The organism is Rhodoferax sp. TS-BS-61-7, assembly GCF_002943465.1.
In the GTDB taxonomy this organism is placed as follows: Bacteria; Pseudomonadota; Gammaproteobacteria; order Burkholderiales; family Burkholderiaceae_C; genus Allorhodoferax.
In genome coordinates, this window is record NZ_PTQY01000004.1 from 408,002 (window position 1) to 433,522 (window position 25,521).

The following is a 25,521-nucleotide window of genomic DNA, read 5'->3' on the forward strand; positions in this document are numbered from 1 at the left end:
ATGGCCAATGCGCTGTTTGCCAGCGGTCCGTCGGGTGTGTCGGGCTTGTCGGCACTGAGTTCTGGCGCCCCCGGCGTGCAGGCCCCGGTGAACCTGGCTCCGGCCGGTTCTCCGTTGGCCAGCCCCGCGGGCCTGGGCCCCAGCGTGCCCGGCACTCCGATCCCACAAGGCCTGGCGCCCGGCGCCAACCTGATTCCAGCTTCGCCCACACCGGTGTTGTCCCTGGCCAACCGCATTCCCGCACTGCAGCCCCATGCTGTCGCCGGCAATGGCGTGCCCGACACCCTGTTCAGCCAGGCACCGGCTTACGAGCCCCGCTTTGGCAGCGCAGTCCTCGGCGTGCCCGAGGCCAGCGCGGCCGTGGCACCGGTGGCCAACCAGAGTGCGCAGCCCAGCCCTGGGGGCGCTTCGCCGTTCTCTGGCGGTGCATCACCGTTCTACTTTCTGAACGAGCAGTACGGCCACCCCGCACCGGGTGCCGCATCTGCTGTGCCACGCGCACCGTCGGCGCCTTCAGAGCCGTCGTCCCCCAGCCTCGGTTCTGGCGTTAGCCCGTCCGCAGCCGGTGTGCCGGTCACCACGCCGTCGACCGAGCCCAAGTACTACTTTGTGGACTCGGTGGTACTGCCCAGTGGCTACGTCACGCCCGCCAAAGCTGCGCCCAACGGCAACGTGCCTCAGGTCGGCAGTGGGCAACGCCCGCCGTTCGATGTGCACGCCGTGCGCCGCGACTTCCCCATCCTGCAAGAGCGGGTGAACGGCAAGCAGCTGGTGTGGTTTGACAACGCGGCCACGACGCACAAGCCGAAATCGGTGATCGACCGCATCGCCCACTTCTACGAGCACGAGAACTCGAACATCCACCGCGCGGCGCACGAACTCGCAGCCCGCGCGACCGACGCGTACGAAGGCGCCCGCCAGCGGGTGAAGAACTTCATCAACGCGCCCGATGTGAACGAGGTGATCTTTGTGCGCGGCACCACCGAGGCCATCAACCTGGTGGCCAAGAGCTGGGGCGGCCAGCACATTGGCCCCGGTGACGAAATCATCGTCAGCAACCTGGAGCACCACGCCAACATCGTGCCCTGGCAGCAGCTGGCTGCGGCCAAGGGTGCCAAGCTGCGCGTGATTCCGGTGGACGACAGCGGCCAGGTGCTGCTGGACGAATACCAGAAGCTGCTGAACGACCGCACCAAGATCGTGTCCGTCACGCAAGTGTCGAACGCGCTGGGCACGGTCACACCGGTCAAGGAAATCGTGGCCATGGCCCACCGCGCCGGTGCAAAAGCATTGGTGGATGGTGCGCAGTCCATCTCGCACATGCGGGTGGACGTGCAGGACATTGGCGCCGACTTCTTTGTGTTCTCTGGCCACAAGGTGTTCGGTCCCACCGGCATCGGTGTGGTCTGGGGCAAGCGCGAAGTGCTCGAAGACATGCCACCCTGGCAAGGCGGCGGCAACATGATTGCCGATGTGACCTTCGAGAAGACCGTGTTCCAGCCTATCCCGAACAAGTTCGAAGCTGGCACCGGCAACATCGCCGACGCCGTGGGCTTGGGTGCCGCCATCGACTACGTGAACAAGGTGGGCATTGAAAACATTGCCCGCTACGAACACGAGTTGTTGGTCTACGGCATGCAAGCGCTGGGCGCCATTCCTGGCGTGCGCTTGATTGGCACTGCGGCCGACAAGGCTAGCGTGATGTCGTTTGTGCTCAAGGGCTACACCACGGAAGAAGTGGGCAAGGCATTGAACGACGAAGGCATTGCCGTGCGAACCGGCCACCACTGCGCGCAGCCCATCCTGCGTCGCTTTGGCGTGGAGACCACGGTGCGTCCTTCACTGGCGTTCTACAACACCTTTGACGAGATTGACCGTCTGGTGGCGGTGGTGCGCAAGCTGAGTTCCGCGCGGGCCCATTGAGCAGACCCAATAGCGCAACGTGAAACGCCAGCCCCACAAGGGCTGGCGTTTTGCTATGGTTTCAGGAGCTGCTCGCGCAATATCCACAGGGGCTAGCCATCAATTTCTTATAGAACGTTAACCGGTACCTTGAGGTAGACCCGCCCATCCGACTCGGCCGGTGGCATGGCGCCTGCACGGATGTTGACCTGGACCGAGGGCAGGATCTGGGTGGGCATGGCCAGGCCCGCGTCGCGCTGGCTGCGCATGGCGACAAAGGCGTCTTCGCTCACGCCGTCGTGCACATGGATGTTGCTGGCGCGCTGCTGCGCGACCGTGCTGACCCACGCCGCGTCGCGCCCCTCGGGCGGGTAGTCGTGGCACATATAGAGGCGGGTGTCGCCGGGCAGAGCCAGCAGCTTGCGCACGCTCTGAAACAGGTCATGGGCGTTGCCACCCGGAAAGTCGCAGCGCGCGGTGCCCACGTCGGGCATGAACAGGGTGTCGCCTACAAACACCGCATTGCCCACCTGGTAGGCCATGCAGGCGGGCGTGTGGCCCGGCACGGACAGCGCCTGGGCGCGCAGGTCGCCAATGGCAAACACCTCGTCGGGCTGGAACAGGTGGTCGAACTGGCGGCCGTCGGGGTGGAACTCGGGCTCCAGGTGGAAGACGGCTTTGAAGACGTTTTGCACATCGGTGATGGCGGCGCCAATGGCGATCTGGCCGCCCAGCTGCTTGCGCAAGTAGTGGGCGGCGGACAGGTGGTCGGCATGGGCATGGGTTTCCAGAATCCACTGCACGGTCAGCGCCTTGTCTTTGACAAAGGCTACCAGCGCATCGGCCGACCGGGTGCTGGTGCGGCCAGACTTGGCGTCGTAGTCCAGCACGGAGTCGACCAGGGCGCAGTGGCCGCCTGCGTGGTCGAACACCACGTAGCTCACGGTCCAGGTGGCGGGGTCAAAAAAGGCCTGCACCTGGGGTGCGGGGGTGGCGGCAGTGGCTGTCATGGAAAACTCCTTGTAAAGGTCGTTGTTTCAATTTCGACATAGATAGTTTATTGACTTATAGATTGTTAGTCAATAAACTATCGACATTGCAAACGAATTGGAACCCTGACCATGCTGGCCACCCCCGACACCCCGACCGCCCCCGCGCTGGACCTGGCCGTGCTGCGCCAGTCGGCCGACGCAGCCTGCCGCCTGATGAAAGCCCTGTCCAACCCCGACCGCCTGCTGCTGCTGTGCCAGCTCAGCCAGGGCGAAAAGAACGTGGGCGAGCTGGAAGCGTTGGTGGGCATTGCCCAGCCCACGCTGTCGCAGCAGCTGGGCGTGCTGCGCGAAGAGGGCCTGGTGAGCACCCGGCGCGAAGGCAAATCCATCTACTACTGCATCAACAGCCCGCAGGCGTTAGCAGTGATGGGCGTTTTGTACGCTGAGTTTTGCACTAAGTAAGCACTAACCACAAGGAACACACCATGACGATTGACTGGAACCATTTCACGCCCTGGGCCTCGCTGGCGGGCGGCATTTTGCTGGGCCTGGCCTCGGCCATCTTCATTCTGGTGAACGGCCGCATCCTCGGCATCAGCGGCATTGTGGGTGGCCTGCTGCGCCCCAAGGCCGGTGACACCAGCTGGCGCATTGCCTTTGTACTGGGCATGTTGGCGGCCCCCATGCTTTACCTGTTGGTGGCCGGCCCTGTGCCCGCCACGATTGACGCGGGCTGGGGCACAGTGGTCGTGGCCGGCCTGTTGGTGGGTGTGGGTACGCGTTACGGCTCCGGCTGCACCAGCGGCCACGGAGTGTGCGGCCTCTCACGTCTCTCGCCGCGCTCGCTGGCGGCCACGTTGGCCTTCATGGGCGCGGGCTTTGCCATCGTTTTTCTGCTGCGCCACGTCTTCGCCTGAGCGCTGATCCATCACCCGTTTCTCCGAGGAGCCTTGTTATGCAACACCGTGTGACTGAATTTTTTGTGGGCCTGCTGTTTGGCATTGGCCTGATCTTGGCCGGCATGACCGACCCCAGCAAAGTGCTGGGCTTTCTGGACCTGGCCGGCACCTGGGACCCGTCGCTGGCCTTTGTGATGGGCGGCGGTATTTTGGTCGGGCTGGGCGCATTTGCCGCAGCCAAGAAGCGCACCACCAACTTCTTTGGCGGCGCACTGCACTTGCCCACTTCGGCTGTCATCGACAAGCGCCTGATTGGCGGCAGCCTGCTGTTTGGCGCCGGCTGGGGCTTGGCAGGTTTTTGCCCGGGGCCGGCGATTGTGTCGCTGGGCGCAGGACAATCCAAGTCAGCGGTGTTTGTGCTGGCCATGGTGGCTGGCATGGCCATCTTTGAATGGGCCGAGCGCCGCAAGGCACGCACTTTGACTGGAGACCAATGACATGACCCTACGCACCCAAGCCCTCACCCCCCACTTTGCCGTGGCCGCCCAAATGGACGCCAGCATGGTGGCCGACGCCGTTGCCATGGGTTTCAAGACCCTGGTGAACAACCGCCCCGATGGGGAAGGCGGCCCCGACCAGCCCCTGAGCAGCAGCGTGGAAGCCGCGGCCCGCGCGGCCGGCCTGCACTATGTCTACCTGCCCGTGGTGGGCGGCGCCATCACGCCAGCGCAGGTGCAGGCCATGCGTGAGGCGATGCAAGACGCGCCCCAGCCCGTGCTGGCGTTTTGCCGCTCGGGCGCACGCTCGGCCCAGCTCTACGCGCTCACGCAAGCCGAATAAGCGCCGCACCATGCCACCCACCACCGCCACCCGCTTGGCCTGGCTGCCGCACTGGCTGCGCCACTACCAGCGCGCCTGGCTGGGGGGTGATGTGTCGGCTGGGTTCATCGTGGCGGTGCTGGTGATTCCGCAAAGCCTGGCCTACACGCTGTTGGCCGGCCTGCCGCCCGAGATGGGGCTGTACGCCAGCATCTTGCCGGTGGTGGCCTATGCGCTGGTGGGCTCCAGCATGACGCTGGCCGTGGGCCCGGTGGCGATTGCCGCGCTGATGACCGCCAGCGCGCTGCAGCCGCTGGCGATTGCCGGCACCACCGAATACGTGCAACTGGCCATGCACTTGGCGCTGATTTCGGGGCTTATGTTTCTGGCGTTTGGCGCGTTGCGCCTGGGTTGGCTGGCTTACTTTTTAAGCCACCCGGTGGTGAGCGGGTTTGTCACGGGCTCGGCCATCGTCATTGCGCTGGGCCAACTCAAATACATCCTGGGTGTGGCCGCGCCCAACAGCTCTAGCTGGGCCACGCTGCAAGGGCTGTGGCGCGCCCTGCCCCAGACCAACCTCACCAGCCTGGCGCTGGGCCTGGGCAGCATGGTGTTTTTGTTCTGGAGCAGACGTTACCTGGCCAACAGCCTGCGCCGCCTGGGCGTGGCCAGCCAAGCCGCCGACCTGCTGGCACGCATGGCGCCGATTGCAGCTGTAGTCGCAAGCACCAGCCTGGTGGCTTGGGGCGGATGGGATGTGGCCCGCAGCGTGGCGGTGGTGGGCACGGTGCCGGCCGGTTTGCCTGCGCTCAGCCTGTCGCTGCCGGGCAGCACCGAGCTGGGCCAGCTCTGGCTGCCAGCGCTGTTGATTTCGCTGGTGGGGTTTGTGGGCAGTGTGTCGGTGGCGCAGTCGTTTGCCATGCAACGCCAGCAGCGCATCGTGCCGGACCGCGAGTTGTGGGGCCTGGGCGCAGCCAATGTGGCGGCGGCACTGTCGGGTGCCTACCCGGTGCATGGCGGGCTGTCGCGCTCGGTCATCAACTTTGCGGCCGGGGCGCAAACGCCGCTGGCATCTCTCATCACCGCGGCCGCCATGGCCGTCATCATCTATTTCTTCACCGGCCTTTTCTATTACCTGCCGCTGGCGGTGCTGGCGGCCAGCATTCTGGTGGCGGTGACATCGCTGGTGGACCTGCCCACGCTCAAGGCCAGCTGGGCTTATGACCGGGCCGATGCGCTGTCGCTGTTGGCCACGGCGCTGGGCGTCATCGTGCTGGGGGTGGAAACTGGCATTGTGCTGGGCGTGGCCATGTCGCTGGCGGCGCTGGTGTGGCGTAGCAGCCACCCGCACATGGCGGTGGTAGGGCGTGTGCCGGGCACCGAGCACTTTCGTAACGTGGAGCGGCACGCGGTGCAAACGGTGCCGGGCCTGCTGGCGCTGCGCGTGGACGAGAGCCTGTTTTTTGCCAACGCCACGGCGCTGGAAGAACGCATGGAAGCGCTGGTGCGGGCGGACCCCGACATCCGGCGCCTGCTATTGGTGTGCTCGGCGGTCAACCAGATCGACGCCACCGCGCTGGGCATGCTCACGGCGCTGGAGCAAAGCCTGGCCGAGCGCGGCATCCGCCTGGAGCTGGCCGAAGTCAAAGGCCCGGTGATGGACCGGCTGCAAGCCACGGCGCTGGGGCAGCGCCTGCAAGGCCGCGTGTACCAAAGCGTGCATGACGCGTTTGTGGCGCACTGAAGGCACAAGCCGCCCGCGTGGACAGTGCCGCTAAGGCTCTATTCGCTATATACAAATGGAAAATAAGTAGTTTGGGTTTTAAAGCGGGCTTCTGACAATGCGCCTCTGTTCCGCATTTGGCGCTCTCGCACAACACCCATGGTCACCCTTGTCATCGTTCCCGGCTGGCGCGACTCCGGCCCCGGCCACTGGCAAACGCTGTGGGCCGAGCAGATTTCCGGCGCGGTGCGGGTACACCAGGACGACTGGATCACCCCGGTGCGCAAGGCCTGGATTGCCTCCATCGGCCAAACCATCTTGGATGCGCCCGGCCCGGTGGTGATTGCCGCCCACAGCCTGGGCTGCATTGCCACTACGCATTTGCCCCCCGAGGTGGCGGCCAAGATCCAGGGCGCCTTGTTGGTGGCCCCGGCCGACCCCGAGCGGCGCGGCATTCTGGCCGACTTTGCCCCCGTGCCCTACCAGCGCCTGCCCTACCGCAGCGTACTGGTGGCCAGCAGCAACGACCCGTTTTGCCCGGTGCGCACCGCAGGCGCCTATGCACGCGCCTGGGGCAGCGAGTTTGTGCGCTTGCAGGATGCCGGCCACATCAATGTGGAAGCCGGCTTTGGCCCCTGGCCGCTGGGTCTGGCGCTGCTGCAGTCGCTGGGTGTGGCCCATACGGCGCTTGCCAACGCCCCAGAATCACTATCGATTTAGGAGCTGCTTGCGCAATAACTGCGGGCGCTACAGGCCTTTTTGGCTTAAAAACTAGCCGCGCAACGCCAACGAGTTGGCCAGCGCAAACACCGAGTTGGGCGCGTTGGTGCGCACGGGTGCCAGCGGCTTGATCTTTTGCAGCACGCCTTTTTTGGCGGGCTTGCGCTCTTCCACCTGGAAGCCCTTGGCGCGCTGGTCTTGCGCCAAGCTTTTCAGCGTGATGGTTTTCATGTGCGCCACGATGGTAGTCTGCAACGCGGCCCACAGGTCCTGCGTCATGTCCTGCACACCGTCGCGCGGGGTGCTGGCTTCGGCGGTTTCTTCAATCGCGCCAATGATGTCGGCCACGGTGATGCTGTCGCCCCGGAAACCCAGGGTGTAGCCGCCGCCGGGGCCACGGGTGCTTTCCACCAGACCATGTTGGCGCAACTTGGCAAACACCTGCTCCAGGTACGACAGAGAAATGCGGTGCCGCAGCGCGATGTCTTGCAATGGCACGGGCTGCGCGCTTTCGCGCAGGGCCAGGTCAATCATGGCGGTGATGGCAAAACGGCCTCGGGTACTGAGTCGCATACGTTTACTCCTTTGAGTAAGAGACTAGGAAGACTCGAACTGTAGGTTCTTGTATGCTTCGCGTAAATTCGTATTTTGTATTTTTTTACTTCGATTATTTCGCAGTGTTTCAGTTTGTTTCAGAGGGAACGCCATGAACTTCAAGCACCTTCACTATTTTTGGGTCACCGCCAAGGCGGGCGGCGTCATGCGCGCGGGCGAGCAGCTGCACACCACGCCGCAAACGCTGTCGGGCCAGATCAAGCTACTGGAGGACTGGCTGGGGCGCAAGCTGTTCCAGAAAAGCGGGCGCAATATGGAGCTGACCGAGGACGGCCGCCTGGCGCTGGGGTATGCGGACCAGATCTTCACGCTGGGCGCTGAGCTGGAAAACGCGGTGCGCCAGGCCAGCGGCCAGCGCCGCGTGCTGGACTTCAAGGTGGGCGTGGCCGACTCGGTGACCAAGTCGCTGGCCTACCGGCTGCTGGAGCCGGCGCTGGAGGTAGAAGCCCCGGTGCGCATGATTTGCAGCGAGGGCAAGTTCCCCGACCTGCTGGCCAAGCTGGCGCTGAACCAGCTGGACCTGGTGATTGCCGACGAGCCGATGTCCAAACGCATCAGCGTCAAGGCCTTTAACCACCCGCTGGGGCGCAGCCCCATGAGCTTCTTCTGCACCCCGGCCCTGAAGGCGCAACTGAAAGGGGCGTTTCCGGCCTGCCTGAACGGCGCGCCCATGCTGTTGCAGGGCGCCCAGGCCTCGGTGCGCCAACAGTGGGAAGGCTGGCTCAGCCACCACCAGATTCACCCCACCACCATTGGCGAATTTGACGACGGCGCGCTCATGAACGCCTTTGGCCGCAAAGGCCGCGGCGTGTTCATGGCGCCGTCGGTCATGGAGGCAGACATCGTGGAGCAGTTTGGTGTGGAAGTGATTGGCCGCAGCGACGAGCTGGTGGAAGAGTTCTTTGCCGTGTCGGTGGAGCGGCGCATTACCCACCCGTGTGTGGTGGCCATTACCACGGCGGCGCGCGACCAGCTCTTTACCTGAGCGCACCCACGCGAGCTGCATGACAATGCGCTGTCGACCTGTCGCAAGCGTGATCGAATTGTCCTGAATGGAGGTCCTATGCTGAAGAAGTTACTTACGGCGTTCCTGTGCTTGCAGATCTCCCATTCCGTGATGGCCGGGTTTTCTGCACAACAAATGGAAGGACACCTGACCACGCTCATTCCCCAGAATGCATCGGCTACGGCTGCAGATGGAGCCAAGTACCCCGTGGTTTTTTTCTTGCAGGGAAGCAACGGTACCAATACCCAAGCCCGTCTCTGGGCAGAGTGGTATGCCCGATATGGCATCGCGTCGGTCATGATCGACAGCGCAAGCGCCAGGGGAATGAAGCGACTGTTCGGGATCGACTACGAAGCGGACCTGGCCCCCGCACTGGAGGCCGTCCAAGGCAACCCACAACTGGATTTATCGCGTTATGCCGTCATGGGATTCTCAAGAGGCGGGACTGCCGCCTTGGACTCCGGCACATTTCTGATGCCGACCCAACCCAAGCCTGACTTTGTTTTTGCGCTGTACCCGGGCGACAGTGGCCAGTGCCGGAACACATACAAGGACCCCACCAAGGTATTCGTTTTTTATGGTGCGCTTGACGATTGGGGTGATTACATGGGAACACGCAACGCATGCAGCCGAATGCCGGGAATCTATGGCAACGCATCTTTTCATCTGTTGAAAGATGCGCACCATGGCTATGACGGTACTTGGGCTGGCAAGTGGCAATGCTGTGGCAATCGAACCTTCACCTCGGAACCAAACCCCGAGGCGCTCCAATACACCCGCGACCTTATTCTCAAAGAAATACAGGAAAAATGGGAGCCTGGTGCCCCACAGTAAATACACCTGATCTGGCGTCTTCCGCGACGACGTACGGCAGGCATACTCTTCTTTCCCATTTACCCATCTTTAGATCACGCCTATGTACGACATCGCCAAGCTCATTCACCTGGTCGCGGGCATCGTGTGGATGGGGGGCATGACCTTCATGCTGCTGGCGCTGCGCCCGGCGGCCCTGGCGCTGATGGAGCCCCAGCCCCGCGCACGCCTGATGGGGGAGGTGTGGCGCCGCTTTTTTGCCATCGTGCTGGTTGCCATTGCCGCGCTGTTTTTCAGCGGCACACACCTCTACACCGCCGCCTTCAAAGCCAGCAAACTGGCCAGCGGCGTGGGCAGTGTGCCCCTGGGCTGGAACATCATGCTGGTGCTGGGCATCACCATGATGCTGATTTTTGGGCACATTTACTTCGCCGGTTTTCGCAAGTTCCAACGCGCGGTGGCTGCCGCCGAATGGCCGGTAGCTGCTAAAGCAGCTGGGCAAATCCATAAGCTAGTACTCGCCAACTTTGTACTGGGCTGGGTCGCCATTGCGGCCGTGCGCCTGGTGCGCTGATCTTGGCCCGCCCTGACACGCTGGGCTTGCGCAGCGCGGCATGGACCACGTTGGCGCTGCTGGGTTGCAGCCTGGCCGCTACGGCCCACGCCCAGGAACAAGGCCTGCCGCTGTGGGAGCTGGGCGTGTTTGCCGGCGCCCTCTCCAGCCCGGCCTACCCGGCGTCCAGCGAACGCAGCACACGGGCGCTGGTACTGCCCACCCTCATTTACCGCGGCGAGGTGTTCCGCTCCGACCGGGGTGGCGTGGGCGCACGCCTGCTGCGCACCGAGGACACCGAGCTGGACATTGGCTTTGCAGCCTCCCTGCCAGCCAGCTCCCAAGACATTCCGGCACGCCAGGGCATGGCCGACCTGGGCACGCTGGTCGAATTTGGGCCCCGGCTCAAGGGCACCCTGGCGCAACCCAGTGCGGGCAGCCGCGTGCGGTATGAGCTGCCGCTGCGCACGGTGCTGGAGATCAACAACGGCGTGCGCACCCAGGGTTTTGCGCTGGAACCCGAGATCAGCTACGAAATGCGCGACGTGGGCGTGGGCTGGCGCATGTCCACCAGCGCCAGCCTGGTGCTGGGCGATAGCCGGCTCAACCAGTACTTTTACGGCGTGCCGGCCGACCTGGCCACGGCGCAGCGCCCCGCTTACACCGCCCAGGCCGGGCTAATCGCCACGCGGCTCACGCTCAATGCGTCACGCAGCCTGGGGCCGGACGTGCGGGTGTTTGCCTATGTGCGGGCCGAGAGTTACGCCGGCTCGGCCAATGCCGCGAGCCCGCTGTACCAGCAGTCCACCGGCACCTCGGCCGGGCTGGGGCTGAACTGGACGCTGGGCCGTTCTGCCACCAAAGCCGCCAACTAAGCCTCTGCTTAGACCAATAAGCGCATAACCAAACAACGAAGTATTCGTTGTGGTTTGATGGGGAGTTCCCCAAAATCGCGGTTCTGTGTCTTGATCACACCACCACACCCGCTTTGGAGCACCCTATGAATTTCAAGCAAAAAGCCACCCTAGCCCTCGCCGTTATTGCGCTGACAGCTAGCAATTTGGTAGCAGCCCAGACCACGCTGCTGAATGTCTCTTACGACGTGGCACGTGAGTTCTACAAGGACATCAACACCGCCTTCATTGCCAACTACAAAAAGACCACCGGCAAGGACATCAAGATTGACCAGGCCCACGCAGGTTCCAGCGCCCAGGCGCGTGCCGTGAACGACGGCCTGGAGGCCGATGTGGTGACCTTCAACACCAGCACCGATGTCGACTTTTTGGCCAGCACCGGTGTGGTGGCCAAGGACTGGACCAAGAAATTTGCCAACAACGCCGCCCCCACCAGCTCCACCATGCTGTTTTTGGTGCGCAACGGCAACCCCAAGGGCATCAAAGACTGGGACGACCTGGTCAAACCTGGCGTACAAGTGATTGTGGTGAACCCCAAAACCGGCGGTAACGGCCGCATGGCCTACCTGGCGGCCTGGGGCCAGGTGCGCAAGAAGGGCGGCACCGATGCGCAGGCCCAAGAGTTTGTCAGCAAGCTCTACAAAAACGTGCCCGTGCTGGCCAAGGGTGGCCGGGACGCGACCACCATCTTTTTGCAGCGCAATATTGGCGACGTGTTGATCACGTTTGAATCGGAAGTGGTGTCGGTGGACAAGGAGTTTGGCGCCGGCAAGGTGGATGCCATCCACCCCAGCAGCTCCATCGTGGCGGAGAACCCCGTGGCCGTGGTGGAACGCACCGTGGCCAAAAAAGGTACGGCTGAACAAGCCAAGGCTTACCTGAACTTCCTGTACTCCGACGAAGGCCAGGAAATCGCTGCCCAACACGCGATTCGCCCCACCAATGCCGCCATCTTGAAAAAGTACGGCAACGTGTTCAAGCCCATCAGCCTGTTCCGCGCTGAAGACTACTTTGGCTCGTTTGCCGAAGCGCAAAAAGTGCACTTCAACGACGGCGGCCAGTTCGACAAGCTCTACACCGTTAAGTAAATGACAGCTGCCGCTACGGCGGGGGGGCTGCACAGCCCCTCTGCAGCCACGCCCTCCTCTGCCAAGCGGCCCGCCAAACGCGTGCTGCCGGGCTTTCGCCTCACGCTCGGGTTCACGCTGTTTTACCTGGCGCTGATCGTGCTGATCCCGCTCTCGGCGTTGGTGTTCAAAACCTTCACGCTGAGCTGGGAACAGTTTGTCAGCGCGGTGACCAGCCCGCGCGTCATTGCGTCCTACCAGCTCACCTTTGGTGCCTCGTTTCTGGCGGCGGTGGTCAACGCGGTGTTTGGCCTGCTGGTGGCGTGGGTGCTGGTGCGCTACCAGTTCCCCGGCAAAAAGATCGTCGACGCGCTGGTGGACCTGCCGTTTGCACTGCCCACCGCCGTGGCCGGCATCTCGCTCACCGCGCTCCTGGCTAGCAACGGCTGGGTCGGCAGCATTCTGGAGCCCTATGGCATCCAGCTCGCGTTTAACCGCAATGGCGTGGTGATTGCCCTCATCTTCATCGGCCTGCCTTTTGTGGTGCGCACGGTGCAACCGGTGCTGGAAGACGCCGAGAAGGAACTCGAAGAAGCCGCCACCTGCCTGGGCGCCACGCGCTGGCAGACCTTCCGTTACGTGATCTTCCCCACCATAGGCCCTGCCTTACTCACCGGTTTTGCCATGGCGTTTGCGCGTGGCGTGGGCGAATACGGCTCCGTCATTTTTATTGCCGGCAACATGCCTATGCTGTCTGAAATCACGCCCCTCATCATCATTGGCAAGCTGGAGCAGTACGACTACGCCGGCGCCACCGCCGTGGCCACCGTGATGCTGTTGGCCTCCTTCTTCATGCTGCTGGTCATCAACGCACTGCAGTCCTGGCAGCGCAAGCGTTCGGGAGCCTGACCCTATGAGTAACTCCCGAACCATCCGCCGCGCCAAGGCCGGCACTACCGAGCCCGCATGGGTCAAGTGGACGCTGATCGGCATCGCGCTGGCGTTTATCTTTTTGTTCCTCGTGCTGCCACTGGCGGCCGTGTTTACCGAAGCGCTGCGCAAGGGCGCCGATGCTTTCTTTGAAGCCTTCAAAGAACCCGACGCATGGAGCGCCATCCGCCTCACGCTCATCACCGCGGCGATTGCCGTGCCGCTGAACCTGGTGTTTGGCGTGGCCGCCGCCTGGGCCATTGCCAAGTACGAGTTCAAGGGCAAGGCCTTCCTCACCACGCTGGTGGACCTGCCCTTCTCGGTATCGCCCGTGGTGGCCGGTTTGATTTATGTGCTGATGTTTGGCGCACACGGCTGGTTTGGCCCCTGGCTGCAGGCGCACGACGTCAAGATCGTGTTTGCCGTGCCCGGCATCGTACTGGCCACCATTTTTGTGACCTTCCCCTTCATCGCACGCGAGCTGATTCCGCTGATGCAGGCGCAGGGCACCGACGAGGAGCAGGCCGCGCAGGTGCTGGGTGCCAGCGGCTGGCAAACCTTCTGGCACGTCACGCTGCCCAACATCAAGTGGGGCCTGATTTATGGCGTGATCTTGTGTAACGCACGTGCCATGGGTGAGTTTGGCGCGGTGTCGGTGGTGTCTGGCCACATCCGCGGCCAGACCAACACCATGCCTCTGCACGTGGAGATTTTGTACAACGAGTACCAGTCGGTCGCCGCCTTTGCCATTGCCTCGCTGCTGGCACTGCTGGCGCTGGTCACGCTGGTGATCAAGTCCTTTGTGGAATGGCAGTTTGAACGCGACCAGAAGGCCGCCGCCGAACTCCCGCCCGAGCGGCCCTTGGCCCCGGTCCAGCCCTGAATCTTTTCGAGAAAATTATGAGCATTGCTATCCGCAACGTCAGCAAAGACTTCGGCACCTTCAAGGCCCTGCGCGATGTGAACCTGGACATCGAGTCCGGTGAACTCGTCGCCCTGCTCGGCCCCTCGGGCTGCGGCAAGACCACCCTCTTGCGCATCATTGCCGGCCTGGAAACGGCCGACCAGGGCAACATCCTCTTTAGCGGCGAAGACACCACCGACGTGCATGTGCGCGAGCGCAACGTCGGTTTTGTGTTCCAGCATTACGCGCTGTTCCGCCACATGAGTGTGTTCGACAACGTGGCTTTTGGCCTGCGCATGAAGCCACGCGCCACGCGCCCGTCAGAAGCCGTCATCAAACAAAAGGTGCACGAGCTGCTGGGCCTGGTCCAGCTGGACTGGCTGGCCGACCGCTACCCGGCGCAACTCTCGGGCGGCCAGCGCCAGCGTATTGCGCTGGCCCGCGCGCTGGCGGTGGAGCCCAAGGTGCTGCTGCTGGACGAACCGTTTGGCGCACTGGACGCCAAGGTGCGCAAGGAACTGCGCCGCTGGCTGCGCCGCCTGCATGACGACCTGCATGTCACCAGCATCTTTGTAACCCACGACCAGGAAGAAGCGCTGGAAGTGGCCGACCGCGTGGTGCTGATGAACAGCGGCAACATCGAACAGATCGGTTCGCCGCAAGAAGTGTGGGACCACCCCGCCAGCCCGTTTGTGTATGGATTTTTGGGCGATGTGAACCTTTTCCACGGCCGCGCCCACGAAGGCGAGATGCTGATTGGTGAAGCCCAGCACGGCGTGCGCCTGGCCACGCCCGAACACGCCACCACACAAGATGCCAAGGCTTTTGCCTATGTGCGCCCGCACGACCTGGACGTGCAGCGCTATGCCGCCGGCACCGGCCAGAACGGCATTGCCGCCAAACTGGTGCGTGCCATTGTGGTGGGCCCCATTGCCCGCCTGGAACTGCTGCCACAAGACAGCAGTGCGGCCGGCAGCGGCGACATCATCGAAGCGCAAATTGGCGCGCAGGAGTATGCGGCGCTGGCGCTGAAAGACGGTGAAGTGGTGGTGCTGACGCCGCGCAAGGCGCGGGTGTTTGTCACGCCGTAAGTTAAAGCAACAAAAAAGGCCCGTGAGGGCCTTTTTTGTTGGTCGGCGCAATCAGCCTTAGGCGTAAAACGCCTCTACCTTGCCTTTGAGTTTGATCAGCAGCGGTTTGCCTTTGCGGTCCACGGTTTTGCCGGCGGGCACTTTGATCCAGCCTTCGCTGACGCAGTATTCCTCCACGTCCATGCGCTCCTTGTCGTTGAAGCGGATGCCAATGTCATGCGCAAACACGGCGGCTACATGGTGGGGGCTGCGCGGGTCGATGGACAGGTGGTCGGGCAGCGGGGGGCGTTCGGTGGTGTCGTTCATAAGTGTGTAGGTGTTGTGCGGGCTCAGCCCAGAATGCGGAACAGCCCGTAGGCCGAGAGTACGCCGGTACCCACCAGCAAAACCGTCTTGGTAGCGCGCGCGCCCACCAGTGCACCGGCAATGCTGCAGAGGAGGATGGCGCCGAATATGTAGCTTGTCTTCATGGGGCGTGATGGTAAGGCATGGGGAGATATTTCAAACACCGACGAACACAAGCTCTAAAGAAGTTAGCACTTGATAAATGCTCAAGAGCCAATAAACCTAACGATTGATTGCACCTCTTCTATGGTAGTTATGAACCACTCATCACCCGGGGCATCCTCTTTCCACCTCCCGCGCGCTTTAAGTACCGCGTGGATTGCATCCTCTACTTGCGCGACTCGCTTAACTTGCCAACGCCCCAGGATCTCTGGTTTCTCAAAAAATCCGGCTCCTTTGCATTGTCCGAAAACGCGTGTTTCAACATCTGCGGCAGTAGTCAGTCCAACCTTAATAGGAAACGCCTCGCTAGTCTTCTTAATTGCCGGAAATGTAAAGGCGTAAACCCATCCATTGAATTCCACATTCGCTTGCTCTTCAAGCGCTTCGTCTTCATCCTCCACTGCCTCCATAGTCAGCTCTGTTTCCGACTTAAGTCGATACATACCAGACTGCCCCAACCAAACAAAAGGCGACTCTGGACTACGCTTGGCTCGTAGAGATGTGAAAAACCGAATCGCTGTGCCAACCTGGTGCATCTTCCCTTCGGTATCCCGTGCCGGATACACCATCCCAACCTGGGCTTCTGTCAGATATCGAGCCAGAACCCTGTTAATTACAGGATTCAGTTTGAAGGACTCACCGGACTGCGCCTCTGGTTCCTGCGCTATCTCTGGCAACAAGTGATATCGAGCGAATCTGTAACAGAAAGACGCATTGGGCTCAAATTCGATTGGTAGTGGTTTCATAACTGCGCTTTCAAGGCGTGTGAACACTGAATGTATCTGGCACCACAAAGAATACCCGCCTACTACACCCGCCCCAACGCCTCCCGAATTCGCCCAATCGTCTCTTCCATCCGCGCCCTGCTCGACACCTCCAGCCCCAGCTGCCGGGCGATGTCGTTGACGATGGCGGCGTTGAGCGGCAGGCCACCAGCGTCCACGGCTTTGATGAGGGCGCGGGCGCGCTGTTCAGCGGTCAGGGGCTTGCGCCGCCCCAGCAGAAAATAGAGCCAGTTCATGGCCACAAGGATATCGCCAAACGCTCCTGTTTTAGGAGCTGTTTGCGCAATATCCACGGGGGCTAGAGGCCAATTTGGCTTATAAACCGCAGCCACGCAGGATCAGCGACACGACGTGTTCGGTGGCACGCTCAAAGTCTTTGGGGGTGAGGGCGTCCTGCTCCAGCACAGCGCAGATCTGCACGTCGAAGTCGGCATAGGTCTGGGTGGCGGCCCAGATGGTGAAGAACAGGTGCATGCCGTCGACCTTGGCCATCCGCCCCGCGTCTACCCAGGCTTGCACCACGGCGGCTTTTTCCAGCAGCAGGGTGCGCAGTTCCTTGGCCAGCAGGCCCTTGACCACGGGGGCGCCGTGCAGCAGTTCGTTGGCAAACACCTTGGAGCCATCGGGGCGCTGGGCGGACAACACCATCTTGTCGCGGATGTACTGGGCCAACGCAGTCTTAGGGTCGGCGTCTACGGTGATGCCATGCGTGGGCACCAGCCAGTCGTTCAAGATGCGCGCCAGTACCTCACGGTACAGCACCTCTTTGCTGCCAAAGTAGTAGTGCAGGTTGGCCTTGGGCAGGCCACTGGCCTCGGCCATGGCGGCCATGGTGGCGCCGCCAAAGCCGGCGCGCGCAAACACCTTCTCGGCCGCAGAAAGTATCAGGGCCTCATTCGCTTGGCGAATGAGGCCCTTGGGAGCATCGGCAACGTTTGTCATGTCGCCGATTATTCAATCACTTTTGCGCAGCGTCATAGATGGCGTGCGAATACGCAGCCTTGCCCGGGTCTTTCTTGATGACGGGGTCGCTGCCACCAGCCAGCAACACCTTGACGGTGCGCTCATAGGCGGCGGGTTCCAGGTAACCAATCTTCTTGGTGCCGGCATTGGTGATCAGCTTGGCCACGTTTTCCATCTGGCGCTTTTGCACCTTCATGCTGGCGCTGCCCGATGTGTCCGCAGCGACCACAGCCTTGGCGGCACCTTCAGGGTCCTTGACGGCAGCGTCCCAGCCCTTGAGCGTGGCTTTGAGGAACTTGCCCATGCGCTCCACAAAGGCGGGGTCTTTCAGGTTGGACTCCAGCACGTACAAGCCGTCTTCCAGCGTGGCCACGCCTTCTTTTTCATAGAAGAAGGTGACCAGGTCTTTTTCCTTCACACCGGCGTCCACCACTTGCCAGTACTCGTTGTAGATCATGGTGGAGATACAGGCGGCCTGGTTCTGCAGCAGCGGGTCGACGTTGAAACCCTGCTTCAGGATCTTGATGTCGGAGTCGGTCTTCAGGCCGAGCTTGCCCATCCAGTTGAGGAAGGGGTATTCGTTGCCGCCGTACCAGACGCCCAGGGTCTTGCCCTTGAAGTCTTTGGGGCTGGCTACGCCGCTGGCCTTTTTGCAGGTCAGCATCAGGCCGGACTGGTTGAACACCTGAGCCACGTTAACCAGGGGCACACCAGCTTCACGCGCGGCCAGGGCCGAGGGCATCCAGTCCACCACGATGTCGGCCTGCTTGCCGGCGATCACTTGCGTGGGCGCAATGTCGGGGCCACCGGGTTTGATGGTCACGTCCAGGCCGGCGTCTTTGTAGAAGCCCTTGGCCGCGGCCATGTAGTAGCCGGCAAACTGGGCTTGCGGCACCCACTTGAGCTGCACAGTCACCTTGTCGGCAGCTTGTGCGGCAAAGCCGGCAGCGGCCAGCGCCAGAACCAGCAGGCTCTTGGCGCATTGGGAAGAACGAATCATGGAAAGCTCCTTCTACGGGTTAATAAAAAACGCAACACAGACCTAGCGCGGGCTCACCCTTCGCGCACTGAGGGATGCCAGAACGCCGCGCGGCGCTCCAGCTGTACTAGCAAGGCATAGGCCACCGAACCGGTGACCGCCGCCACCACAATCGCGCCCCAGACCAGCGGCATGTTCATGCGCGCGGCCTCGGTGCTGATGCGAAAACCCAGGCCCGAGGTGGGCGAGCCAAAAAACTCCGCCACGATGGCGCCGATGAGTGCCAGCGTGGCATTGACCTTGAGCGCACCAAAGATGAAAGGCAGCGCCGCAGGCAAGCGCAGCGCCAGCAGCGTGCGCGAGTAACTGGCGGCGTAGCTGTACATCAGCTCGCGCTCCAGCTTGCCCGCGGCCTGCAGGCCGGCCAGTGTGGACACCAGCATGGGGAAGAAGGTCATGAGCACCACAACGGCCGCCTTGGAGGGCCAGTCAAAACCAAACCACATGACCGCGATGGGCGCCACGCCGACCAGCGGGATAGCGCTGGTGAGCGAAGCCACGGGCAAGAGGCCGCGCTGCAAAAACGGCATGCGGTCTATCGCCACCGCCACCGCAAAGCCCAGGCCGCAACCCAGCGCCCAACCGATCAGCACGGCCTTGCCCACGGTCTGCACAAAATCGCCCCAAAGCTTGGGTGCATGGTCGCCTATGGAACCAATCACCAGGCTGGGTGCGGGCAGCAGCACGCGCGGCACATCAAGCGCGCGCACCAGAATTTCCCAAAACACCAGCACCCACGCGCCAAACAGCGCGGCCGTGGCTATGCCCACCCAGCGGCTGCCGTTGACGGCCGCCATGCGGTAGACGCTGTAACCCGCCACCAGGGCCAAAAGCAACATGCCGGGCCAGAACCACAGCGGAGTCACACCGTTGGTCATACGCCCCCCCGACTGCGCAGCACCAAGCGCTCCACCCCGGCCACGATGCCGGTGAGTGCCAAGCCCAGCAAGGCCGACATGACCAGCGCGGACCAGATTTGCACGGTCTGCCCGTAATACGAACCGGTGAGCAGGCGTGCACCCAGCCCGGCCTGTGCGCCCGTGGGCAGCTCGGCCACCATGGCGCCCACCAGGCCCGCCGCCACACCCACGCGCAACGCGGGAAAGAGGAAGGGCAAGGCCGCAGGCAAGCGCAGCAACCACAGAGACTGCCAGCGGTTGGCGGCATAGGTGTGCATCATTTCGGTCTCAATCTTCTGCGGGGAACGCAGCCCCTGCACCATGGCCACGGTGACCGGAAAGAAACAGAGGTACATGGCGATAAAAGCCTTGGGTGCGGTGCCAGAGAAGCCCAGGCTGCCCAGCACTACCAGCACGATGGGCGCAATGGCCAGCACCGGCACGGTTTGCGAGGCCACGATCCAGGGCAGCAGTGCCTTGTCCAGCGTGCGGCTGTGCACGATGAGCACCGACAGCAGCAGGCCCAGCGCCGTACCCATGACAAACCCCAGCAGCGTGGACTGGCCGGTGACGATGACGTGGTAAATCAGGTTGCGGGGCGAGTCCACCGGCCATTCGGTCAGGCTCTCGTAAAAGTCCAGGGCCACCTGGTGGGGCGCGGGCACCAGCGGGCGCTCCATGCCCATAGTGGCCTCGAACAGCTCCATTTGCGTGTAGCCGGCCTCTTCGTCCAGCACACGCTCGATGGCACCTTGTGCGTTCAGACCCCAGGCCGCGCCGTACCAGGCCAGCACCACAGCCAGCAATACGACGGCAATGGGCAGCCAGTCGTGCAGTGCGCGTTGGGTCAGTGTTCTAGTGGTGGCCATCTGCCAGTGCCTCGCGCACTTCATGGGCCAGCGCCATGAACTCGGGTGTGTCGCGCAGCCCCAAGTGGCGCGCATCGGGCAGCGGTGAGTCAATCACCTTGACGATGCGCCCGGGGCGCGGAGACATGACCACGATCTTGGTGGACAAATACACCGCCTCGGCAATGCTGTGCGTCACAAACACGACGGTGCGGCGCTCGCGTTGCCAGAGCTGTTGCAGCTGTTCGTTGAGCCGGTCACGTGTGATCTCGTCCAGCGCACCAAAGGGCTCGTCCATCATCAGAATCTTGGGCTCGAACGACAGCGCGCGTGCAATCGACACACGCTGCTGCATGCCGCCCGAGAGCTGCCAGGGGTACTTGCCCTCAAAGCCCTTGAGGCCCACGCGCTCCAGGTGCTCCATGGCAATACGTTTGGCGTCAGCCTTGCCTTTGCCTTGGATCTGCAGCGGCAAGGTCACATTGGCAAGTACGTTGCGCCAGGGGAACAGGGCGGGGGCCTGGAAGACATATCCGTAAGACCGCGCCAGGCGTGCGTCGTGGGGGCTCACGCCGTTGACCAACACCTGGCCCGCGCTGATGGGCTCCAGGTCGGCAATGACGCGCATGAGGGTGGTTTTGCCGCAGCCGCTAGGGCCGATCAGCGAGACAAATTCGCCTTCATGAAAGTCCAGACAAATATCGCTAAGGGCATGGACCGGGGTGTCGGCGGTTTGGTAGACCACGCTGGCATTGCGCACCTCCACGGCTTTGCGCCCTGGCGTGCCAGCGGGTGGGAGGGCAAGCTGCCCGTTCAGTGCTTCGGAATGGTTCATTGACACGCAGTGGGTTGGGTCATGGCCGCACCAAAACAGGTCACAGCCGCCGATTCATCGCTCACAACCTAACCAATTGGTCAAGTTACGGGTCGATACTAGCCAGTTCCGTGCCACACACACCACTGGGGTTTGTACGGGGACTGCGTGCGCCGGTCTAGGCTTGGGGTTTGACGATGGGCTGCAAACGGCCCAGTTTGTGGGCCAGCTCGATGGCCGAGCTCACGCCCATCTTTTCGAAAATATTGGCGCGGTGGAACTCCACCGTGCGCTGGGTGATGCCCAGGTGGTCGGCGATGTTCTTGTTGTAGTGGCCCAGGATCAGTTGGTCCAACACCTCGCGCTCGCGCGGGCTCAGCGAAGCGAGTGCGTAGCGCAGGCGATGCGCTTCCTGGTTGGCATCGCCATCGGCCGCCGCCGCCGCCAGGGCTTGTTCCACGCGGTCCACCAACACGTTGTCCTGGAACGGTTTTTCCAGAAAATCCCAGGCCCCGTTTTTAACGGCCGCCACGGCCATACCCACATCGCCGTTGCCGGTCAAAAACAACACGGGCCAGGGGCAGGCCAGCGCCTTGAGCTGCTCAAACACCTGCAGCCCGGTCATGGGCACCATACGAATGTCCAGCAGCACCACGGCCTGGGGCCACTGGCCGTGCAGGGCTTTGGCGGCTTCCAGAAACGGCACACCGCTGTCCCAGGTGGTGGCCTGGTGGCCGCGTGAATCAAACAGCCACGCCAAGCCATCCCGCATGTCGGGGTCGTCGTCAACGATGTGGATGGCTGCGCTGGTCATGGGGTGTCTGCCTCGGGTCCGTATTGTGCCGCCAGGGGCAGCTCCACGGTAAAGCGGGCCCCGCCCAGCACCGGGTCGCGGTCTACCGATATCTCACCGTGGTGGGCTTCGACGATGGAGCGGCAGATGGCCAGGCCCATGCCCATGCCGCCGTCCTTGGTGCTGTAGAAGGCCTCAAACACATGCTCGCGGTCTTCCTCGTGCACACCGGCGCCGGAGTCGGCCACACACAACACGGCCACCTGGCGGGCTACATCGGCATGCACACGCACCTGCACTTGCGCAGGCGTACTGCCCTGGGCCGCAGACTCCTGCGCATTGCCCAGCAGGTTGTTGACCAGGTGCTCCAGCAACAGTTCATCGGCCGCAATCCACACCGGGCCCACGGCGTCCACCCCTTGGGGCACCACACGCTGCAACACCGCCACCAGGTCCAGCCGCTGCAGCGAGATCTCGCGCCGCCGCGCAATCGCGTTGACGCGCTGGATGATGCGGCCCGCCTTCTCGGCCAGCACGGCAATGCGGCTGACCACAGGCACAGTGTCTTGCGGGCTGATGCTGCCGGCGTGCAGGCGGTTCAGCAAGCCGGTGGCAAAACTGCTGAGCGCGCCCAGCGGCTGGTTGAGCTCGTGCGCCAGCGTGGAGGCCACCTCGCCCACCGCCACCAGCCGGCCGGTGGCGTCCACCCGCTCCTGCTGCTGCGCGGCCAGGCGCTGTGCACGCTTGCGCTCGCTGATGTCCAGCACCGAGCTCATCCAGCCCATGTGGGTGCCGTCGGCCGTGTGCAGCGGTGCCTCGTGGATCAACACGTCTACCAGCTGGCCCTTGCGGTGCTGAAACTGCACCTCGACGCCCTGCTGCTGGGTGCCCTGGACCAGAATGCCATCGTGCACCTGTTGCAGGCCGCTGGTCTGGTCTTGGGGCCAGTAGGGCAGGGGCGCAGACTGGCCCAGCAGCTCGTGTGCCTGGTAACCCACCATGCGGCAAAAGGCATCGTTCACATACAGCACCTTGCCACCCAGGTCCCAGGCGCGCAGGCCGATGGTGACGGAGTTCTCCATGGCGGTGCGCAAGGCCACTTCGGCCTCCAGCCGGGCCTGCACTTGCTGGCGTTTGACGATGTCGCGGCGCAGCGCCCACAGGCTCACCACCATGCCGCCCAAAAACACCATGGCCACCAGCAAAAACATGCGGGGCACGGTGGCGGGCTGCTCCTGCACCGGTGTGACTTGCAGAAACACATCGGCCCCGGCCAAGTTCATGGCGGCGCGGTAGGTGCGCAGGCCTGCCGGGGCTGCGGGTGGCGCCCCTTCGTCCAGCACCAGGCGCACACGGTGGGTCTGCGCAAACCAGCCTGGCACCAGCGCGGCCACCGCCTGGTTCAAGGACAGGGCGGCCACGTAGTTGCCCACGAACTGGCCTCGCTCAAAGTACGGCACAGCCAGCCACACGGTGTCGGTCAAAGCCCCATTTGCCTGCACCATGGGACCCGCATAGGCCGAGCGGCGCAGGCCACGGGTGGTGGACTGCATGGTGGCCAGGGCCTGGGCGTTTTGTGGGTGGGTACGTTCATCCACCGGCAGGCGTGCGGGCACGGGCGTCTGGGCAGACCCCACCCACCCTTGGTCCAGCAGCACGCCGGGCTCACGCCACAACAGTCCGCCCTGCACCTCGTTCATTTGTCGGGCGGCGGTGCGCAGGTCATCCTCCAGACGCCGAAAGTGAAACTGCACACTCTGCTCCAGCCACTGCGCATCAGCCGCCTGGCGGCGCGCGTCTTCCTCCACCTCGAAATGCTGCAGGTACAAGACCAGCGCCACCACCGAGGCCACCACCAGCGCCAAAAAACCCAACAACCAGGCGCCCGGCCACGGGCTGCGCGCCACACCCGCGGGGTCGGCATGGCGCAGCAAGGCGAAGTTGAAGGTGGGGTCCGGTGAACGGTCGGGCATGGGGGATGCAGGGATGGCACTCGCATAATAACGAGCATGCCTGCCACCGCCCCGCCCGACCTCTTGCGCCGCCGCCAGTGGCTGGGCCGCGTAGGCGGGGGTGCGGCAACAGCCCTGCCCTGGGCCAGCCAGGCGGCCGCCAGCACCACCATCCGGCTGTCCCATGTGGTGGCACCCGACACGCCCAAGGGCATGACACTGGAGCGCTTTCGCACGCTGGTAGAGGAACGCAGCGGCCAGCGCATTCGGGTGCAGATTTACCCCCAGGGCCAGCTCTACGGCGACCAGGACGAGATGCAGGCCCTGCAGCTCGGCGCGGTCGACATGGTGGCGCCCTCCTTGTCCAAGTTCGGCCCCATTGGGTTTCCCGAATTCGAACTGTTTGACCTGCCATTTTTGTTCAACAGCGTGACCGAGGTGCGCCGCCTCACGCAGGGCCCGCTGGGGCAGCGCCTGCTGGAACGCCTGGGGCGACAACGCCTGCTGGGCCTGGGCTTTTTTGACAACGGCTTCAAACACATGAGCGCCAACCGCCCGTTGTTGGAGCCCGCCCACTTCATCGGCCTGCGCATGCGGGTGCAGGCCTCGCGTGTGATTGCCCAACAAATGCGTGCACTGGGCGCACAACCAGTCACCCTGCCCTTCAGTGAAACGCGCCGCGCGTTGGAAACCGGGGTGGTGGACGGTACCGAAAACCCGGTGTCCAACTTCTGGACCCAAGGCATGCAGACCGTGCAAAGCGACCTGAGCCTCACCCAACATGGCTACCTGGGTTATGCGGTGGTGACGCACCAGCGCTTTTGGTTCAACCTGCCCGCACCCGACCGCAGCCTGGTGCAGCAGGCCCTGCGGGAGGCGCTGATGTTTGGCAACAGCATTGCCGATGCCCACAATGACAAAGCCCTTGCCGCCTTGCAGGTCGCGGGCTCGGTCCGCGTTCACCGGCCCAACAATGCGCAGCTGACGCGCTTGCGGCAGGCGGTGTTGCCGGTGCAGGCAGACCTGGCGCAACGCATAGGCCAGCCGTGGTTGGACGCCCTGCACGATGCCCTGCCCAAAGAGCGGCACGGGTAAACCCTAGCTGTTGAACGCCACAGTTACTTCCGCGCGGTGTCCTGACTAACCTTCGCGGTTCGTTAAGGGCGCAACTTCCACGCGCCGACCGCGCGAACGGCGCGGTGGCAGACAAAAAACAACGAGGACGATTCACTTGAAAATTCAAAGCCAAAAAGATTTTTTCTCCGGCCTGATGTTCATGGGCGTAGGGGTAGCCTTCGCCTGGGGCGCATCGGGCTACACCCTGGGAGACGGCGCCCGCATGGGCCCGGGCTACTTCCCGCTGGCCCTGGGCGTGCTGCTGGCCTTTCTGGGCAGCATCATCACCTTCAAGGCCCTGGTGGTGGAAACCGTAGACGGTGACAAGATCGGCAAGCTGGCCTGGAAGCCCCTGTTCTTCATCATCCTGGCCAACCTCGTGTTTGGTGCCTGCATCGGTGGCCTGCCCCTGATTGGTCTGAAGCCCCTGGGCCTGATCATCGGCATCTACCTGCTCACCTTCATTGCCAGCAACGCCGGTGAAGAGTTTGCCCTCAAGCCCGTACTCATCCTGGCCACCCTGCTGGCCCTCTTGAGCTACTTAGCCTTCATCGTGCTGCTCAAGCTGCAGTTCCCGGTCTGGCCCGCCTACTTCACTGCCTAAGTCACCGCCTGAGGACACTGCCCCATGGAACTCTTTGACAACCTCGCCCTCGGTTTTGGTGTGGCCTTCACCTTCCAGAACCTGATCTACGCCTTCATCGGCTGTTTGCTCGGTACCCTGATTGGTGTCTTGCCCGGCATTGGCCCCCTGGCCACCATCGCCATGTTGCTGCCCGCCACCTATGCCTTGCCCCCCGTGGCGGCCTTGATCATGCTGGCCGGTATTTACTACGGCGCCCAGTACGGTGGCTCCA

At 63.1% G+C, this 25,521-nt stretch carries 31 protein-coding genes; 18 read left to right on the forward strand and 13 right to left on the reverse strand.

Annotation, left to right across the window (positions count from 1 at the left end):
* Positions 1-1,923, forward strand: a complete 1,923-nt coding sequence (locus C5F53_RS13565; RefSeq protein WP_105261891.1) for a family 2A encapsulin nanocompartment cargo protein cysteine desulfurase — start codon at positions 1-3, stop codon at positions 1,921-1,923.
* 107 nt (positions 1,924-2,030) lie between these two features.
* Here the strand turns inward: C5F53_RS13565 and C5F53_RS13570 are convergent, their stop codons facing one another.
* The gene (locus tag C5F53_RS13570; RefSeq protein ID WP_105261892.1) at positions 2,031-2,912 is read right to left on the reverse strand and encodes an MBL fold metallo-hydrolase; all 882 of its coding nucleotides are present in this window, start codon (positions 2,910-2,912) and stop codon (positions 2,031-2,033) included.
* A gap of 111 nt (positions 2,913-3,023) precedes the next feature.
* Here C5F53_RS13570 and C5F53_RS13575 point away from each other — a divergent pair, with 111 nt between their 5' ends.
* From C5F53_RS13575 to C5F53_RS13600, 6 genes are all read left to right on the forward strand, one after another.
* Positions 3,024-3,356 (forward strand): helix-turn-helix transcriptional regulator, encoded by a 333-nt coding sequence (locus C5F53_RS13575; RefSeq protein WP_105261893.1) that lies wholly within the window; start codon positions 3,024-3,026, stop codon positions 3,354-3,356.
* 23 nt (positions 3,357-3,379) lie between these two features.
* A complete protein-coding gene (locus C5F53_RS13580; protein WP_105261894.1) occupies positions 3,380-3,811 on the forward strand; it encodes a YeeE/YedE family protein in 432 nt (143 codons plus the stop codon).
* 38 nt (positions 3,812-3,849) lie between these two features.
* On the forward strand, positions 3,850-4,290 hold the full coding sequence (locus tag C5F53_RS13585; protein ID WP_105261895.1) for a YeeE/YedE family protein: 441 nt from the start codon (positions 3,850-3,852) through the stop codon (positions 4,288-4,290).
* Position 4,291: 1 nt separating this feature from the next.
* A complete protein-coding gene (locus tag C5F53_RS13590) occupies positions 4,292-4,633 on the forward strand; it encodes a TIGR01244 family sulfur transferase (RefSeq protein ID WP_105261896.1) in 342 nt (113 codons plus the stop codon).
* Positions 4,634-4,643: 10 nt separating this feature from the next.
* On the forward strand, positions 4,644-6,356 hold the full coding sequence (locus tag C5F53_RS13595; protein ID WP_105261897.1) for a SulP family inorganic anion transporter: 1,713 nt from the start codon (positions 4,644-4,646) through the stop codon (positions 6,354-6,356).
* Between the two features lie 138 nt (positions 6,357-6,494).
* Positions 6,495-7,055 (forward strand): alpha/beta hydrolase, encoded by a 561-nt coding sequence (locus C5F53_RS13600; RefSeq protein ID WP_105261898.1) that lies wholly within the window; start codon positions 6,495-6,497, stop codon positions 7,053-7,055.
* A gap of 51 nt (positions 7,056-7,106) precedes the next feature.
* On the opposite strand, the gene C5F53_RS13605 is transcribed toward C5F53_RS13600, so the two are convergent.
* Entirely contained in the window at positions 7,107-7,628 is a 522-nt protein-coding gene (locus C5F53_RS13605; RefSeq protein WP_105261899.1) for an Rrf2 family transcriptional regulator, read from the reverse strand.
* Between the two features lie 133 nt (positions 7,629-7,761).
* Between C5F53_RS13605 and nhaR the strand changes: the two genes are divergently transcribed.
* The 8 genes from nhaR (at position 7,762) to C5F53_RS13645 (ending at position 14,948) form a co-directional block, all read left to right on the forward strand.
* Positions 7,762-8,655: a transcriptional activator NhaR gene (nhaR, locus tag C5F53_RS13610; protein ID WP_105261900.1), complete on the forward strand. Its 894-nt coding sequence runs from the start codon at positions 7,762-7,764 to the stop codon at positions 8,653-8,655.
* 78 nt (positions 8,656-8,733) lie between these two features.
* Positions 8,734-9,510 (forward strand): dienelactone hydrolase family protein, encoded by a 777-nt coding sequence (locus C5F53_RS13615; RefSeq protein WP_105261901.1) that lies wholly within the window; start codon positions 8,734-8,736, stop codon positions 9,508-9,510.
* 82 nt (positions 9,511-9,592) lie between these two features.
* A complete protein-coding gene (locus tag C5F53_RS13620; RefSeq protein ID WP_105261902.1) occupies positions 9,593-10,063 on the forward strand; it encodes a CopD family protein in 471 nt (156 codons plus the stop codon).
* A 2-nt stretch (positions 10,064-10,065) separates the two neighbouring features.
* Positions 10,066-10,917, forward strand: a complete 852-nt coding sequence (locus C5F53_RS13625) for a MipA/OmpV family protein (protein WP_236635367.1) — start codon at positions 10,066-10,068, stop codon at positions 10,915-10,917.
* Between the two features lie 125 nt (positions 10,918-11,042).
* A complete protein-coding gene (locus C5F53_RS13630; RefSeq protein ID WP_105261903.1) occupies positions 11,043-12,044 on the forward strand; it encodes a sulfate ABC transporter substrate-binding protein in 1,002 nt (333 codons plus the stop codon).
* Entirely contained in the window at positions 12,045-12,932 is an 888-nt protein-coding gene (gene cysT, locus C5F53_RS13635; protein WP_105261904.1) for a sulfate ABC transporter permease subunit CysT, read from the forward strand.
* Between the two features lie 4 nt (positions 12,933-12,936).
* A complete protein-coding gene (cysW, locus tag C5F53_RS13640; protein WP_105261905.1) occupies positions 12,937-13,836 on the forward strand; it encodes a sulfate ABC transporter permease subunit CysW in 900 nt (299 codons plus the stop codon).
* A 17-nt stretch (positions 13,837-13,853) separates the two neighbouring features.
* Positions 13,854-14,948: a sulfate/molybdate ABC transporter ATP-binding protein gene (locus C5F53_RS13645; protein ID WP_105261906.1), complete on the forward strand. Its 1,095-nt coding sequence runs from the start codon at positions 13,854-13,856 to the stop codon at positions 14,946-14,948.
* Between the two features lie 57 nt (positions 14,949-15,005).
* Here C5F53_RS13645 and C5F53_RS13650 read toward each other — a convergent pair whose 3' ends face one another.
* The 11 genes from C5F53_RS13650 to C5F53_RS13695 all read right to left on the reverse strand — a co-directional run bounded on the left by C5F53_RS13650 (position 15,006) and on the right by C5F53_RS13695 (position 23,569).
* Positions 15,006-15,254: a DUF3297 family protein gene (locus tag C5F53_RS13650; protein ID WP_105261907.1), complete on the reverse strand. Its 249-nt coding sequence runs from the start codon at positions 15,252-15,254 to the stop codon at positions 15,006-15,008.
* Positions 15,255-15,277: 23 nt separating this feature from the next.
* Positions 15,278-15,418: a hypothetical protein gene (locus C5F53_RS20280; RefSeq protein WP_161499936.1), complete on the reverse strand. Its 141-nt coding sequence runs from the start codon at positions 15,416-15,418 to the stop codon at positions 15,278-15,280.
* An 81-nt stretch (positions 15,419-15,499) separates the two neighbouring features.
* Entirely contained in the window at positions 15,500-16,201 is a 702-nt protein-coding gene (locus C5F53_RS13655; RefSeq protein WP_105261908.1) for a GIY-YIG nuclease family protein, read from the reverse strand.
* A gap of 62 nt (positions 16,202-16,263) precedes the next feature.
* On the reverse strand, positions 16,264-16,476 hold the full coding sequence (locus C5F53_RS13660; protein ID WP_105261909.1) for a hypothetical protein: 213 nt from the start codon (positions 16,474-16,476) through the stop codon (positions 16,264-16,266).
* 79 nt (positions 16,477-16,555) lie between these two features.
* Positions 16,556-17,182 (reverse strand): TetR/AcrR family transcriptional regulator, encoded by a 627-nt coding sequence (locus C5F53_RS13665; RefSeq protein WP_105261910.1) that lies wholly within the window; start codon positions 17,180-17,182, stop codon positions 16,556-16,558.
* Positions 17,183-17,198: 16 nt separating this feature from the next.
* Entirely contained in the window at positions 17,199-18,203 is a 1,005-nt protein-coding gene (locus tag C5F53_RS13670) for an ABC transporter substrate-binding protein (protein WP_105261911.1), read from the reverse strand.
* Between the two features lie 53 nt (positions 18,204-18,256).
* Positions 18,257-19,120 carry an ABC transporter permease gene (locus tag C5F53_RS13675; RefSeq protein WP_105261912.1) on the reverse strand — a complete coding sequence of 288 codons (864 nt, stop codon included), beginning with the start codon at positions 19,118-19,120 and terminating at the stop codon, positions 18,257-18,259.
* Positions 19,117-20,010 carry an ABC transporter permease gene (locus C5F53_RS13680; RefSeq protein ID WP_105261913.1) on the reverse strand — a complete coding sequence of 298 codons (894 nt, stop codon included), beginning with the start codon at positions 20,008-20,010 and terminating at the stop codon, positions 19,117-19,119. The genes C5F53_RS13675 and C5F53_RS13680 overlap by 4 nt, the downstream gene beginning before the upstream one ends.
* Complete coding sequence (locus C5F53_RS13685; RefSeq protein ID WP_105261914.1) at positions 19,997-20,824, reverse strand: ABC transporter ATP-binding protein; 828 nt, start codon at positions 20,822-20,824, stop codon at positions 19,997-19,999. The genes C5F53_RS13680 and C5F53_RS13685 overlap by 14 nt, the downstream gene beginning before the upstream one ends.
* 157 nt (positions 20,825-20,981) lie before the next feature.
* Positions 20,982-21,617: a response regulator transcription factor gene (locus C5F53_RS13690; RefSeq protein ID WP_105261915.1), complete on the reverse strand. Its 636-nt coding sequence runs from the start codon at positions 21,615-21,617 to the stop codon at positions 20,982-20,984.
* Positions 21,614-23,569 carry a nitrogen regulation protein NR(II) gene (locus C5F53_RS13695; protein WP_161499937.1) on the reverse strand — a complete coding sequence of 652 codons (1,956 nt, stop codon included), beginning with the start codon at positions 23,567-23,569 and terminating at the stop codon, positions 21,614-21,616. The genes C5F53_RS13690 and C5F53_RS13695 overlap by 4 nt, the downstream gene beginning before the upstream one ends.
* Before the next feature lie 36 nt (positions 23,570-23,605).
* Here C5F53_RS13695 and C5F53_RS20145 point away from each other — a divergent pair, with 36 nt between their 5' ends.
* From C5F53_RS20145 to C5F53_RS13705, 3 genes are all read left to right on the forward strand, one after another.
* The gene (locus tag C5F53_RS20145; RefSeq protein ID WP_146097359.1) at positions 23,606-24,643 is read left to right on the forward strand and encodes a DctP family TRAP transporter solute-binding subunit; all 1,038 of its coding nucleotides are present in this window, start codon (positions 23,606-23,608) and stop codon (positions 24,641-24,643) included.
* Between the two features lie 136 nt (positions 24,644-24,779).
* Positions 24,780-25,268 (forward strand): tripartite tricarboxylate transporter TctB family protein, encoded by a 489-nt coding sequence (locus C5F53_RS13700; protein WP_105261917.1) that lies wholly within the window; start codon positions 24,780-24,782, stop codon positions 25,266-25,268.
* Between the two features lie 24 nt (positions 25,269-25,292).
* Positions 25,293-25,521 (forward strand): tripartite tricarboxylate transporter permease (locus C5F53_RS13705; protein WP_201740851.1); only part of this gene is annotated, 229 nt, incomplete at its 3' end.

Excerpts from the sequence above, each read along its gene's own strand:
- C5F53_RS13565 (WP_105261891.1), top strand. The coding sequence starts at position 1 with ATGGCCAATGCGCTGTTTGCCAGCGGTCCGTCGGGTGTGTCGGGCTTG.
- C5F53_RS13570 (WP_105261892.1), bottom strand. The coding sequence starts at position 2,912 with ATGACAGCCACTGCCGCCACCCCCGCACCCCAGGTGCAGGCCTTTTTT.
- C5F53_RS13575 (WP_105261893.1), top strand. The coding sequence starts at position 3,024 with ATGCTGGCCACCCCCGACACCCCGACCGCCCCCGCGCTGGACCTGGCC.
- C5F53_RS13580 (WP_105261894.1), top strand. The coding sequence starts at position 3,380 with ATGACGATTGACTGGAACCATTTCACGCCCTGGGCCTCGCTGGCGGGC.
- C5F53_RS13585 (WP_105261895.1), top strand. The coding sequence starts at position 3,850 with ATGCAACACCGTGTGACTGAATTTTTTGTGGGCCTGCTGTTTGGCATT.
- C5F53_RS13590 (WP_105261896.1), top strand. The coding sequence starts at position 4,292 with ATGACCCTACGCACCCAAGCCCTCACCCCCCACTTTGCCGTGGCCGCC.
- C5F53_RS13595 (WP_105261897.1), top strand. The coding sequence starts at position 4,644 with ATGCCACCCACCACCGCCACCCGCTTGGCCTGGCTGCCGCACTGGCTG.
- C5F53_RS13600 (WP_105261898.1), top strand. The coding sequence starts at position 6,495 with ATGGTCACCCTTGTCATCGTTCCCGGCTGGCGCGACTCCGGCCCCGGC.
- C5F53_RS13605 (WP_105261899.1), bottom strand. The coding sequence starts at position 7,628 with ATGCGACTCAGTACCCGAGGCCGTTTTGCCATCACCGCCATGATTGAC.
- nhaR (WP_105261900.1), top strand. The coding sequence starts at position 7,762 with ATGAACTTCAAGCACCTTCACTATTTTTGGGTCACCGCCAAGGCGGGC.
- C5F53_RS13615 (WP_105261901.1), top strand. The coding sequence starts at position 8,734 with ATGCTGAAGAAGTTACTTACGGCGTTCCTGTGCTTGCAGATCTCCCAT.
- C5F53_RS13620 (WP_105261902.1), top strand. The coding sequence starts at position 9,593 with ATGTACGACATCGCCAAGCTCATTCACCTGGTCGCGGGCATCGTGTGG.
- C5F53_RS13630 (WP_105261903.1), top strand. The coding sequence starts at position 11,043 with ATGAATTTCAAGCAAAAAGCCACCCTAGCCCTCGCCGTTATTGCGCTG.
- cysT (WP_105261904.1), top strand. The coding sequence starts at position 12,045 with ATGACAGCTGCCGCTACGGCGGGGGGGCTGCACAGCCCCTCTGCAGCC.
- cysW (WP_105261905.1), top strand. The coding sequence starts at position 12,937 with ATGAGTAACTCCCGAACCATCCGCCGCGCCAAGGCCGGCACTACCGAG.
- C5F53_RS13645 (WP_105261906.1), top strand. The coding sequence starts at position 13,854 with ATGAGCATTGCTATCCGCAACGTCAGCAAAGACTTCGGCACCTTCAAG.
- C5F53_RS13650 (WP_105261907.1), bottom strand. The coding sequence starts at position 15,254 with ATGAACGACACCACCGAACGCCCCCCGCTGCCCGACCACCTGTCCATC.
- C5F53_RS20280 (WP_161499936.1), bottom strand. The coding sequence starts at position 15,418 with ATGAAGACAAGCTACATATTCGGCGCCATCCTCCTCTGCAGCATTGCC.
- C5F53_RS13655 (WP_105261908.1), bottom strand. The coding sequence starts at position 16,201 with ATGAAACCACTACCAATCGAATTTGAGCCCAATGCGTCTTTCTGTTAC.
- C5F53_RS13660 (WP_105261909.1), bottom strand. The coding sequence starts at position 16,476 with ATGAACTGGCTCTATTTTCTGCTGGGGCGGCGCAAGCCCCTGACCGCT.
- C5F53_RS13665 (WP_105261910.1), bottom strand. The coding sequence starts at position 17,182 with ATGACAAACGTTGCCGATGCTCCCAAGGGCCTCATTCGCCAAGCGAAT.
- C5F53_RS13670 (WP_105261911.1), bottom strand. The coding sequence starts at position 18,203 with ATGATTCGTTCTTCCCAATGCGCCAAGAGCCTGCTGGTTCTGGCGCTG.
- C5F53_RS13675 (WP_105261912.1), bottom strand. The coding sequence starts at position 19,120 with ATGACCAACGGTGTGACTCCGCTGTGGTTCTGGCCCGGCATGTTGCTT.
- C5F53_RS13680 (WP_105261913.1), bottom strand. The coding sequence starts at position 20,010 with ATGGCCACCACTAGAACACTGACCCAACGCGCACTGCACGACTGGCTG.
- C5F53_RS13685 (WP_105261914.1), bottom strand. The coding sequence starts at position 20,824 with ATGAACCATTCCGAAGCACTGAACGGGCAGCTTGCCCTCCCACCCGCT.
- C5F53_RS13690 (WP_105261915.1), bottom strand. The coding sequence starts at position 21,617 with ATGACCAGCGCAGCCATCCACATCGTTGACGACGACCCCGACATGCGG.
- C5F53_RS13695 (WP_161499937.1), bottom strand. The coding sequence starts at position 23,569 with ATGCCCGACCGTTCACCGGACCCCACCTTCAACTTCGCCTTGCTGCGC.
- C5F53_RS20145 (WP_146097359.1), top strand. The coding sequence starts at position 23,606 with ATGCCTGCCACCGCCCCGCCCGACCTCTTGCGCCGCCGCCAGTGGCTG.